Source organism: Roseateles sp. NT4 (genome assembly GCF_051857475.1).
Lineage (GTDB): Bacteria > Pseudomonadota > Gammaproteobacteria > Burkholderiales > Burkholderiaceae_C > Pelomonas.
On sequence record NZ_JBPZGZ010000004.1, the window covers coordinates 174,175 to 185,627 of the forward strand.

Genomic DNA, 11,453 nt, shown 5'->3' on the forward strand with positions numbered 1-11,453 from the left:
GATGGCGCCATGCCCAAGAGCCCGGCCAGTCCCGAACCCCAGTACCTCAAGGTCAAGAACCATCTGCGTGAAGGCATCGCCAGCAGCCATTGGGTGGCCGGCGATCTGCTGCCCAGCGAAGGTGCCCTGGTCACCCAGTTCGAAGTCAGCCGCATGACGGTGAACCGGGCCCTGCGGGAACTGGTGCAAGAGGGCCTGATCGAGCGCGTGCAGGGCGTGGGCAGCTTCGTGGCCCAGCTGCACCGCATCTCGTCGACGCTGAACGTGCGCGACGTGCACGAAGAGATCGCGGAGCGCGGCGGCACGCACGAGGCCCGCGTGCATGCCCTGACCCGCGGCAAGGCCACGCCCCAGCAGGCGGCGGAGCTGGGGCTCAAGCGCGGTGCGCCGGTCTTCCTCAGCCTCATCGTGCACCTGGAGAACGGCGTGGCCATCCAGTGCGAGGAGCGGGCCGTCAACCCGGCCTGTGCGCCCGACTACCTGGCCCAGGATTTCACGCGCATTACGCCCACCCACTATCTGCTGGACGTGGCGCCGCTGTCCGAGGCGCGCTACATGATCGAGGCCGCGCTGACCGGTGAGGTCGAAGCCAAGCTGCTGGGCATCAACCGCCGCGATCCATGCCTGGTCGTCAAGCGCATCACCTACAGCCGCGGCGTGGCCGTAACCAGCGTGAAACTGACCCACCCCGGCGCACGTTACCAATTGCAAGGGAGCTTCTCGGCATGATCCGAGCCGCACAGAGCTGCGGAAAATGCGCGGTTGCCCCGAACGCGGGGTTGAGCGCGAGGAAAAGAACATGAGTTGGAGCAGGGTCAGCGCGGTCGACGTGGAGCCGCAGGCCTGGAAAAACAAGGGCGGCACCACCCGCGAGCTGCTGGCGTGGCCGCATGCCCACGACTGGGCGCTGCGCGTCAGCGTGGCGCGCGTGGAGCGCGATGGCCCGTTCTCGGCCTTCCCCGGCGTGCACCGCTGGCTGGCCGTCATCCGCGGCTCGGGCCTGCGCCTGTTCGACTGGCCGCAGAGCGTCGGCGATGAACCCCTGCGCTTCGACGGCGGCCTTGCTCCCGAGGCCTCGTTGATTCGCGGCGATACCGATGTCTTCAACGTGATGGAAAGGCGCGGCAATCTGGAGGTCGAGTCGGCCCACCATGTGCTGCTGCCCAAAACGCCCTGGGTCGGCCTGTTCACCGTCAGCGGCGGCCTGCTGGAACACGGCCACCGCGCCATGCCCATGGCGCCGCTGACCCTGGCCTGGTGCGAAGATCCGGTGGGCCAGAGCTGCGTGTTCACGGGTGAGGGCAATGCCTGGTGGCTGACCTGGAGCCCGGACGCATGAAGCTCTGGCGCGGTGGCGTGCTCGCGACGCTGGCCGGTGACAGCGGCTGGGGCCTGATCGAGGACGGCGCCCTGCTGGTCGAGGACGGGCTGCTGCGCTGGGTCGGGCCGAGCGCCGAGGCGCCGGCTGCCGATGAGACTGTCGAGCTGAACGGTGCCCTGGTCACGCCGGGCTTGGTCGACTGTCACACCCACCTCGTCTACGGCGGCAACCGCGCCCATGAGTTCGAGCAGCGCCTGCATGGCGCCAGCTATGCTGACATCGCCCGGGCCGGCGGCGGCATCAAGTCCACGGTGGCCGCCACCCGTGCGGCCAGCGAGGCCGAGCTGCTGGCGGGCGCCACCAAGCGGGCGCGGGCGCTGATGCGCGAAGGCGTCACGACGCTGGAGGTCAAGTCCGGTTACGGCCTGGACGCCGCCACCGAGGCGCGCATGCTGCGCGTGGCCCGCCAGCTCGGCAAGCTGGGCGTCGATGTGCGCACCACCTATCTCGCCGCCCATGCCTTGCCGCCCGAGTTCGCCGACGCCGACGACTACATCGCCGCCGCCTGCCTGTGGCTGCCGGACCTGCACGAGGCCGGCCTGGTCGACGCGGTGGACGCCTTCTGCGAGAACATCGCCTTCAGCCCGGCCCAGGTCGCGCGCGTGTTCGACGCGGCCAGGCGCCTGAACCTGCCCGTCAAGCTGCATGCCGAGCAGCTCAGCGACCAGGGCGGCGCCGAACTCGCCGCCCGCTACGGTGCACTGAGCTGCGACCACCTCGAATACCTCAGCCCCGCCGGCGTCCAGGCCATGAAGGCCGCGGGCAGCGTCGCGGTGCTGCTGCCGGGCGCCTACTACGCGCTGCGTGAAACCCAACTGCCGCCGATCGCCGCGCTGCGCGAGGCCGGCGTGCCCATCGCCCTCGCGACCGACCACAACCCGGGCAGCTCGCCGACGCTGTCGCCGCTGCTGATGCTGAACATGGCCTGCGTGCTGTTCCGCCTGACGCCCGAGGAGGCCCTGCGCGGCCTGACGGTCAACGGTGCACGGGCACTGGGCCTGCGCGACCGCGGCCAGCTGGTGGCCGGCCAGCGTGCCGACTTCTGCGTCTGGGACAGTGGACATCCGCGTGAACTGACTGCATGCTTTGGACATAACCCGCTGATAGAACGGGTCGTGCAAGGGAAACAGGGAGAAGCATGAGCGTCTTTGAACTTCAGCAGGGGACGGTCCCGCTGCTGATCAGCCTGCCGCATGCGGGCACCGAGATTCCGCCCGAGCTGCACGAACGCTTTGTGCCGCGTGCGTTGGCCAGCGAAGACACCGACTGGCATCTGGAGCGCTTCTACCGCCCGCTGGCCGAGAAGCTCGGCGCCAGCCTCATCGTGCCGCGCCACAGCCGCTACGTCATCGACCTGAACCGCCCTTCCGACGACGCGCCGCTGTATCCGGGCGCCGCTGGCGGCACGGGCCTGGTGCCGACGCGCTTCTTCACCAGCGAGCCCCTCTACCGTGAGGGCGGTGAACCCGGTGCCGCCGACGTCGATGCGCGTGTCGAGGCCTACTGGACGCCTTATCACGAGGCCCTCGCCGCCGAGCTGACGCGCCTACACGCCGAGCATGGCCGCGCCCTGCTGTTCGAAGGCCACAGCATCCGCTCCGTGCTGCCCTGGCTGTTCGAGGGCGAACTGCCCGCCCTCAACCTCGGTACCGCCGATGGCGCGGCCTGCGCGCCCGCCATCACGGCCCGGCTGGGTGCATTGCTGGCCGGCCAGCAGCAGTACAGCCAGGTCGTCAACGGCCGCTTCAAGGGCGGTTTCATCACCCGCCACTACGGTCGCCCGGCCGAGGGCTGGCATGCGGTGCAGCTGGAGATGTGCCAGCGCTGCTACATGGACGAGGCCGCCGACCCGCGCACGGCCTACGACGAAGCGCGCGCCGCCCAGGTCGCGCCGCTGATCGAGAAGATGCTGCAGGAGATGCTCGCATGGCAGCCTTGAAGCGCCTTCATGCCCCCCTGGCCTGGGTCGATGGCCGCTGGCAGAGCGATGTGCTGCTTACCGTGGATGCGAGCGGGCATTGGTCGGAGATCACCGTCAACCTGCCGGCGCCGGCCGACGCCGAGAAGCTGGGCGGCCCCGTCATCCCCAGCCTCGTCAACGCCCACAGCCACGCCTTCCAGCGCGCCTTCGTCGGCCTGGCCGAGCGCCGCGAGGCGGGCCAGGACGATTTCTGGAGCTGGCGCGACCGCATGTACGCCCTGGCCCTGCGCATCTCGCCCCAGCAGTTGCGCGCGGTGGCCAGCCAGCTCTATGCCGAGCTGCTGCGCGGCGGCTATACCCAGGTCTGCGAGTTCCACTACCTGCACCACCCCGCCGAGGGCCAGGCCTTCGACGACGAGCTCGACATGGCCTGGGCCCTCGCCGAAGCGGCCGAGGAAGTCGGCATCGGCCTGACCCTGCTTCCTGTCGTCTACACCCGCAGCGGCTTCGGTGCCGACAGCCTGCGGCCCGACCAGCACCGCTTTGCCGCCGACGCCGACTGGGCCTGGCGGGCCAGCCAGCGCATCATGGCCGCCGGCCTGCAGCGCGTGAATGCCGGCGTGGCCCTGCATTCGCTGCGTGGCGCCTCGCCGCGCGACATCGCCCGCCTGCGCGATCTGGTCGGGGCGGCCGACCTGCCCATCCACATCCATGTCGCCGAGCAGACGGCCGAGGTGGCCGATTGCCTGAAGGCGACGGCCAAGCGCCCCCTCCAGTGGCTGGCCGACGAGGGTCATCTCGACCCGCGCTGGCAGCTGGTGCACGCCACCCACGCCGAACCGGCCGAGATCGAGGCTGTGGCCCGCAGCGGTGCCGGCATCGTCATCTGCCCGGGTACCGAGGCCAATCTCGGCGACGGCCTGGCCGACCTGCCGCGCTGGCTGGCCGGCGGCGTGCCGCTGACCGTGGGTTCGGACAGCCAGGTCACGCGTGGCTGGGTGGAGGAGCTGCGTTGGCTGGAATACGGCCAGCGCCTGCTGCTGCGTCAGCGCAACGTCGCGTCGTCTCCCGATGCCCAGCCGTCCAGCGCGGCACGGCTCTTCGATGCCGCTATCCAGGGCGGCGCCCGTGCCGCCGGTTTTTCGGCCTGGGGCCTGACGCCCGGGGCCCGTGCCGACTGCCTGGTACTGAACCGCGAGGCCGACGCCCTGCGCGGCCTGCCGGACGAAGCCTTGCTGGATGCCGTCGTCTTCGGCAGCAACGGCTCGCCTTGGCAATCCGTCTGGGTGGCCGGCCGTGCCCGGCCCTGGCGGGCTCCCACCCGGGTGGGGGATGCTTTCGAGGCCGCCATGCGTGAGCTTTGGGCCACTAATTAGCCCAAATCGATCAGAAATGGCTACCCTTCCTCATCCCAACGGAGGGGTGAGGAGGTTGCCATGATCGACATGAACCAATTTCCGATCCGGGCGAGGCTGGCCGCTGTAGGCGTGCTGGCTGGCCTGGGCATGTTGCTGATCGGAGGATCCGGGCTGCTGGCCCAGTCCGATGCCAGCGCCCAGCTCAAGCGCTTCGTCGACAACGACGTCGAAGCCCAGGCCCAGCTGTCCAACGCACGGGCGGCAGTGGGCAATCTGCGGCGCTACGAGAAGGACACCCTGATCAACATGACGGACGCGGCCGCCGTCGGCAAATACCGCAAGGAATGGGACGACACTGAGGTCAAGGCCCGAGGCGCCCTGGACAAGGTCGCCGGGTTGCAGTTGAACAAGGACATCCAGACGGCCGTCGCCGAGTCGCAGCGGGCGCTGAAGGCCTATCGCGAGGGTTTCCTGCCTTTCGCTGAACGCGTCGGCAAAGGCGAGTTCCCCGACACGGCCGAAGCGAACAGGGGCATGGAGCCCATCAAGGGCCCGGTGCGCGCGCTGGACAAGGAGCTGGCGGCATTGACCAAGCTCATCGACGAGAACTCCGAGCAGCAGATCGCGCAGATCGACGCGCGTTTCGCGTCCGCGCGCACCGGGCTCATCGTGCTGCTGGTCGTGGCCATCAGCGTGCTGACGCTGCTCCTCTGGGCCAATTCCAAATCCATCCTCAGCTCGCTGCAGCGCGCGGTCGCGGCGGCCGAGCGCATTTCACGCCAGGACCTGACCGGCGATGTGCAGGCGCGAGGCCGCGACGAGACGGCCCAGTTGATGCGTGGCATGGCCGCCATGCAGGACTCGCTGGTCGGCGTCGTGCGCCAGGTGCGCGGTGCCACCGACAGCATCGCCACGGCATCCAGGGAAGTCGCTGTCGGCAGCCACGACCTCAGCTCGCGCACCGAGCAGGCGGCATCCAATCTGCAGGAGACGGCCTCGGCCATGGAAGAGCTGACGGCCAGCGTCACGCACAACGCCGAGTCGGCGCGGCAGGCGGACAAGCTGGCCGGCGACGCCGCCGAGGTGGCCCGCCGTGGCGGCGAGGTGGTCAACGAGGTGGTCGCCACCATGGGCCGCATCAGCAGCTCGTCACACAAGATCAGCGACATCATCGGCACCATCGATGGCATTGCCTTCCAGACCAACATCCTGGCCCTGAATGCGGCGGTCGAAGCGGCGCGTGCAGGCGAGCAGGGGCGCGGCTTTGCCGTCGTCGCGGCCGAGGTGCGCACCCTGGCCCAGCGCTCGGCCGAGGCGGCCAAGGAGATCAAGGCCCTGATCACGCGCAGCACCGAGAACGTCGACAGCGGCTCGGCCCTGGTCACCCAGGCCGGCGAGACGATGAAGGAGATCAATGCCTCCATCGCCCGCGTCTCCGACATCGTGGCCGAGATCAGCCACGCCACCGGCGAACAGAGCACCGGCATCGGCCAGATCAGCCAGGCCATCGCCAACCTCGACCAGATGACGCAGCAGAACGCGGCGCTGGTGGAAGAGTCAGCGGCCGCGGCTTCAAGCCTGCAACAGCAGGCGGATGAGCTGTCTCAGTCGGTGGCGGTGTTCAGGCTGAGTGCGTGAACGACGTGGTGGCAACTGCGCGCAGTTTTGGGTCGGGGCATGCCGCCACGCGCGCCGGGAAGACCTCGAGCAGCCATTCCATGAAGACACGAAGGCGGTGCGGCACGTGCCGCGCTTGCGGATACACGAGCTGAAACGGGTAGCGCGCCGGGCGCCAATCCTCGAGGATCTCCACCAGCCGTCCATCGCCCAGCGCTTCCGCCGCCGCGTAGCCGAAGGTCTGCACAATGCCCAGCGCTGCGACGCAGGCCGCGAGGTGGGCGTTGCTCTCGTTGATGCCCATGCGGTGGTCGACCTTGATCTCCGCTGGCTTGCCGTCGCGCTCGAAGCGAAAGGGCACCGGTCGCCCGGTATCGCTTGATACATACGCGACGAGGCGATGCCCGTTCTTGAGTTCCTCAGGGTAGGCGGGCGTGCCGAAACGCTTCAGGTAGGCGGGCGCGGCGCAGGTGATCAGCACGGCTTCCCCGAGCCGGCGAGCCACCAGCGAAGAACTCTCCATCGCACCGCCGCGGATCACGCAATCGACGTTGTCGCCCACCAGGTCCACCGACCTGTCCGACACGCTGAGCTCCAGGCGGATGTCCGGGTAGAGCGCCATGAAATCCGGTAGCAGGGGGATCAACACGTCTCGCGCCGTTGATCCGCCCACATCGACCCGCAGCTGCCCGCGAGGCTTGCCGCGTGCCAGGTTGAAGGCCCCGTCGATGTCCTCGAGGTCGCGCAACACCCGGCTGCTCCTGGCGTAGTAGTCCTGGCCTTCAGGCGTCACGGTCAGGCGCCGCGTGGTGCGCTGCAGCAGGCGCACGCCGAGGTGGCTTTCGAGGTCCCGCACCAGCTTGCTCACGGTGGCGATGGGCATGTTCAGGGAGTCCGCCGCCCGCGTGAAGCTGCCTGCCTCGATGACGCGGGCGAGGGCGCGTATCGCCAGCAGCTGGTCCATGCCAATTCCTCCGGTTGATCGCATCTGATTATCTATGTGTGTAGATAGTCATTCCATCCTTCTCTGTTTTTCATTCAATCCAGCGTGCCTACATTGAGCCCATGCCGACAGCGCCGGTCACTCTCCCTGAGGGGCCGGACAAGCAAGGCAGGTTTCCCAAACCCATAGACATGGAGCTGAACATGAACAAGCCACTCGAAGGAAAGATCGCCCTCGTCACCGGAGGCAGCACGGGCATCGGCCTCGGTGCTGCCAAGGAACTGGCTGCCCAGGGGGCCCAGGTATTCATCACAGGTCGCCGCCAGGCGGAGCTGGACGCGGCGGTCGCCGAGATCGGCACCCGGGCCAGCGGCATCCGCGCGGACGCCTCGGTGCTCGCGGACCTGGACGCCGTGTATGCAGAGATCGCCAGGAAGGCGGGCCGGCTGGACATCCTGTTTGCCAATGCCGGCGGCGGCGACATGCTGCCGCTGGGCGCCATCACCGAAGAGCATTTCGATCGCATCTTCGACACCAATGTGCGGGGCGTCCTGTTCACGGTGCAGAAGGCGCTGCCCCTGCTGACCCAGGGCGCTTCCATCGTGCTGACGTCGTCGACGACCTCGGTGCTCGGCACGGCGAACTTCAGCGTCTACAGCGCCAGCAAGGCCGCCGTGCGCAACTTCGCGCGCTCGTGGGCGCTGGACCTGAAGGATCGCGGCATCCGCGTCAACGCCGTGAGCCCCGGCCCCATCCGCACCCCCGGCCTGGGCGGCCTGGCGCCGGACGACGCCACGCGCCAGGGCCTGTTCGACTACCTCGCCTCCCAGGTGCCGCTGGGCCGCCTCGGCGAGCCTGACGAGATCGGCAAGGTGGTGGCCTTCCTCGCATCGGATGCCGCCAGCTACATCAACGGCGTCGAACTCTTTGTCGACGGCGGCATGGCGCAGGTCTGAGCCCAGCTACTCACCAAGGACACTCATGAAAACCGCTCTCGAACTTCTCAAGGCCTATCTGGACAACATCCAGAACCCTGCCGCCGCCGCCGCGTTGTTTGCCGAAGACGGCATCCTGGAGCTGCCCACGGTCAATGCCCGCGCCGTCGGCCCGGCGCAGGTCCAGGGCCTCGTGGCCGGCATCCTCACGCGCGTGCCTGAGTTCCGCTTCAAGGATCTGCAGGTCTGGATCGACACACCCGACAAGGTGTTTGCCGAGTACTCCGTCGAGGCCATGGTCGTCGCCACCGGAAAACTCTACCGGCAGACCTATGCCGGTGTGTTGATCGCCGAGGACGGCAAGATCAAGCGCCTGCGCGAAGCCCTGGACACAGCGGCGGCGGCCTCGGCTTTCAAGCAGGACTGACCTCAGGCCGAGGCGGCGGCGGGCGCAACTCCCCCACAAGGGTCGTCAAGAACTCCCCACAGCCAGCCGCGAGCACACTTCCTAGAGTCTGCGGCCATGAAGTCTGGCGAGCACAACACCGATGAAGGCCCCGTCGTGGACGACCTGGGCTTCTGGGCCTGCGTCCTCGATGTGCCCGAATCCCAGCTCGAATTCGCAGTGCGCATGGTGGGCCGGGACGCGAACGCCGTCGCGAGGTATATGGCAATGCTCGTGCGTCTGAGCATCCACTGTCACTAGCTTCGATTCATGGGGTGAGCAGGCGCAGGCCGGTATCCAACCCCAGGCCGGAAAAGACTCAAAGAGGGCGCCCGCCAGGATCCCGAAGCGATGGGCGGCCGGGGCTCAGCCCCGCTCGATATCGCGCAACAGGCTCATCACCTTGGTGGTGATGATGTCCACCGCCGGACCGTTGGCACCGTGCGGCAGGATCACGTCGGCGTTGCGCTTGGTCGGCTCGATGAACTGCTTGTGCATGGGGCGCACGGTTTCCAGATACTGGTTCACGACAGACTCGGTGCTGCGACCGCGCTCCGAGATATCGCGCTGCAGCCGACGGATGAAGCGCACGTCCGAGGCCGTGTCCACATAGATCTTCAGCGACATCATGTTGCGCAGCTTGGTGTCGTACAGGGCGAACAGGCCCTCGACCACGATCACCGGTGCGGGCTTCACGGTAATGGTTTCGCTGGAGCGGTTGTCCGCCGCGAAGTCATACACCGGCATTTCGATCGCCTCACCCTTGCGCAAGGCGGACAGATGCTGCGCCATCAGCGGCCAGTCAAAGGCATCCGGATGGTCGTAGTTCTGCTTGCGCCGGTCCTCCGGTGGCATGTGGGACTGGTCCCGGTAGTAGTCGTCCTGCATCACCACCGCCACCTTCTCCGTTCCGATGGCGGCCAACACCTGACGCGTCACCGTCGATTTGCCGCTGCCGCTGCCCCCTGCGACACCGATGACGAAAGGCTTGTGAGGGGTTTTGGGCATGAGGTCGTGGCGCGGGCTTGAGTGATGCCTGCGAATTTACAAGCTGGCGAACAGATTTTGAGCGGCCTCGGGGTGAAAGGGATGAGCGACGCATCTCGAAGCTGCGATTGCGGCGTTCGAATGACCCGGACGACTAGGCGCGCTGGATGCTCGCCTTCAGTTCCTGAATCAGTGCGGCCGAGGTGATGCGAGCAGGTGATTCCGCAAACCCGAAAGCCATCAGATCCGGCGCCGGTTCGACGGCCGCGCTGCGGCACGAGGCATGCACCTCGCTCACCTGGGTCGATTGCAGCAAGGCCCTCACGTTCCGTGGCGTGATGCCGCCGCCAGCCAGGATGGCGATTCGTTCCCGGCTTTGCTCGACGAGCGATGCGAGTTGTGCGGCGCCCGCGGTCGCGCTCAGGGCTCCGCCTGACGTCAAGATCCGATGAAAGCCCAGCGTGACGGCCTCTTCCAGCGCCGTGGCCTGGTCTTGCACCAGGTCGAAGGCGCGGTGAAGGGTCAGCTGGAGCCCTTGGGCACGCCGTCCCAGGCGGCCGAGCATGGGAAGGTCAAGACGGCCTTCACCGGTCATGGCACCGATGGCGATGCCGGCCAGGCCCAGCTCCGCGGCAGTTTCGATGTCGCGCAGCATCGCGAGCTCCTCGGCATTGGAATACACGAAGTCGCCAGATCGAGGGCGGATGAGCGCGATCACCGGAATGGGCAGGCGCGAGGCCAAAGCCATCAATCCGGCTGAAGCCGTGACGCCACCGGTGGCCAGGCTGCTGCAGAGCTCGATGCGGTCAGCCCCTCCTTGCATCGCCGCCTCCAGGCCGGCAGCGCCGTCGACACAGACTTCCAGCAGGCGCATCAGCGGGCTCCGGCGAAGGCGTAGGCAGCGCCGATGAGGCCGGCCTGATCGTTCAGCGTGCTGGGAACGACCAAGGCAGCGTCGCTATCTCGCAGAATCTGCTGGCGCACCGCCTGGTCGAGGGCGCTGACGAATTCGCGGCTGCGACCCAGCCCCCCGCAGACGGGCACCACGCTGGCACCCGTGACGTTGACAACCAGGGCCAGCGGGCCCGAGACCAGATCGATGTAGGCGCGGACGGTTGCCGTGGCGAAAGGATCGGCCGCGGCCCACGCCTGCAGGATCTGGACGCTGCTCTGCTCGAGCCCATGGAGGAAGCCGTGCAGCCTCTCAAGCCCGCGCGCGCCACCCACGGTGTCGATGCACCCCGTCAGGCCGCATCCGCAACGCAGGCGCGGCACTCGAACGCTGCGGCCATCGCCGGTTTCAACCAGGGCTTCGTTGACGACAGGCCCGTGTCCCCATTCCCCGGTGAGCCCCCCGGCGCCGCGGACGAGCTGGCCGTCGACGACCAGCCCGCCTCCGACCCCCGTGCCGAGTACCGCGCAGAAAACGATGGCGTGACCAGCGCCGGCGCCGGCTCGGGCCTCAGCCAGCGCGGCGCAGTCCGCATCGTTGGTGACGACGACCGGCATGCCCAGCAAGGCCGCCAGCTCATCAGCCAGGGACCGCGAGGTCAGGCAGGGGATGTTGGCAGCGGTGACCTGGCCGGTTGGCGACACGACGCCGGCGATGGAGATGGACAGGGCTGCAGATCCGGTCGCGGCAGGAGGCACGGCGTCCCGGAACACGGCGCAGAACTGCTCCCAGTCGTTGGCGGGGGTCGGCACATCGGCGAGCAACTCGCATTCATGGCCGTGGAGATAGCGGGCCAGGCGGATGCGGGTGCCGCCGACATCCGCCACCAGCATCTCGCGGGGCTCGGAAAAAGGGGGGCGGGTGCCGGGGGCCGTCATGGAATGCGCCTGTTCTTCAGTGGTGTGTCGATGCCG

13 protein-coding genes are annotated in these 11,453 nt (G+C 68.1%); 9 read left to right on the forward strand and 4 right to left on the reverse strand.

Annotated elements, in window-relative coordinates:
* Positions 1-9: 9 nt before the first annotated feature.
* The 6 genes from hutC to ACS5PN_RS24025 all read left to right on the forward strand — a co-directional run bounded on the left by hutC (position 10) and on the right by ACS5PN_RS24025 (position 6,298).
* Entirely contained in the window at positions 10-729 is a 720-nt protein-coding gene (hutC, locus tag ACS5PN_RS24000; protein ID WP_439466547.1) for a histidine utilization repressor, read from the forward strand.
* 70 nt (positions 730-799) lie between these two features.
* A complete protein-coding gene (locus tag ACS5PN_RS24005) occupies positions 800-1,339 on the forward strand; it encodes a HutD/Ves family protein (protein ID WP_439466548.1) in 540 nt (179 codons plus the stop codon).
* Positions 1,336-2,523 (forward strand): imidazolonepropionase, encoded by a 1,188-nt coding sequence (gene hutI / locus ACS5PN_RS24010; protein WP_439466549.1) that lies wholly within the window; start codon positions 1,336-1,338, stop codon positions 2,521-2,523. Before ACS5PN_RS24005 ends, hutI begins: the two co-directional genes overlap by 4 nt.
* Positions 2,520-3,320 carry an N-formylglutamate deformylase gene (gene hutG, locus ACS5PN_RS24015; protein WP_439466550.1) on the forward strand — a complete coding sequence of 267 codons (801 nt, stop codon included), beginning with the start codon at positions 2,520-2,522 and terminating at the stop codon, positions 3,318-3,320. Before hutI ends, hutG begins: the two co-directional genes overlap by 4 nt.
* A complete protein-coding gene (hutF, locus tag ACS5PN_RS24020) occupies positions 3,308-4,678 on the forward strand; it encodes a formimidoylglutamate deiminase (RefSeq protein ID WP_439466551.1) in 1,371 nt (456 codons plus the stop codon). Before hutG ends, hutF begins: the two co-directional genes overlap by 13 nt.
* 60 nt (positions 4,679-4,738) lie before the next feature.
* Positions 4,739-6,298: a methyl-accepting chemotaxis protein gene (locus ACS5PN_RS24025; protein WP_439466552.1), complete on the forward strand. Its 1,560-nt coding sequence runs from the start codon at positions 4,739-4,741 to the stop codon at positions 6,296-6,298.
* Here ACS5PN_RS24025 and ACS5PN_RS24030 read toward each other — a convergent pair.
* Positions 6,282-7,241 carry a LysR family transcriptional regulator gene (locus ACS5PN_RS24030; RefSeq protein WP_439466553.1) on the reverse strand — a complete coding sequence of 320 codons (960 nt, stop codon included), beginning with the start codon at positions 7,239-7,241 and terminating at the stop codon, positions 6,282-6,284. The two genes, ACS5PN_RS24025 and ACS5PN_RS24030, sit on opposite strands and share 17 nt — an antisense overlap.
* 182 nt (positions 7,242-7,423) lie before the next feature.
* Here ACS5PN_RS24030 and ACS5PN_RS24035 point away from each other — a divergent pair, with 182 nt between their 5' ends.
* The 3 genes from ACS5PN_RS24035 (at position 7,424) to ACS5PN_RS24045 (ending at position 8,861) form a co-directional block, all read left to right on the forward strand.
* Complete coding sequence (locus ACS5PN_RS24035; RefSeq protein WP_439466554.1) at positions 7,424-8,176, forward strand: SDR family NAD(P)-dependent oxidoreductase; 753 nt, start codon at positions 7,424-7,426, stop codon at positions 8,174-8,176.
* Between the two features lie 25 nt (positions 8,177-8,201).
* The gene (locus ACS5PN_RS24040; RefSeq protein ID WP_439466555.1) at positions 8,202-8,582 is read left to right on the forward strand and encodes a nuclear transport factor 2 family protein; all 381 of its coding nucleotides are present in this window, start codon (positions 8,202-8,204) and stop codon (positions 8,580-8,582) included.
* A gap of 96 nt (positions 8,583-8,678) precedes the next feature.
* The gene (locus tag ACS5PN_RS24045) at positions 8,679-8,861 is read left to right on the forward strand and encodes a DUF3606 domain-containing protein (RefSeq protein WP_439466556.1); all 183 of its coding nucleotides are present in this window, start codon (positions 8,679-8,681) and stop codon (positions 8,859-8,861) included.
* 105 nt (positions 8,862-8,966) lie between these two features.
* On the opposite strand, the gene udk is transcribed toward ACS5PN_RS24045, so the two are convergent.
* The 3 genes from udk to ACS5PN_RS24060 all read right to left on the reverse strand — a co-directional run bounded on the left by udk (position 8,967) and on the right by ACS5PN_RS24060 (position 11,417).
* A complete protein-coding gene (udk, locus tag ACS5PN_RS24050; protein ID WP_439466557.1) occupies positions 8,967-9,608 on the reverse strand; it encodes a uridine kinase in 642 nt (213 codons plus the stop codon).
* Positions 9,609-9,741: 133 nt separating this feature from the next.
* A complete protein-coding gene (locus tag ACS5PN_RS24055) occupies positions 9,742-10,461 on the reverse strand; it encodes a copper homeostasis protein CutC (RefSeq protein WP_439466558.1) in 720 nt (239 codons plus the stop codon).
* Positions 10,461-11,417: an ROK family protein gene (locus tag ACS5PN_RS24060; RefSeq protein WP_439466559.1), complete on the reverse strand. Its 957-nt coding sequence runs from the start codon at positions 11,415-11,417 to the stop codon at positions 10,461-10,463. The genes ACS5PN_RS24055 and ACS5PN_RS24060 overlap by 1 nt, the downstream gene beginning before the upstream one ends.
* Positions 11,418-11,453 lie beyond the last annotated feature (36 nt).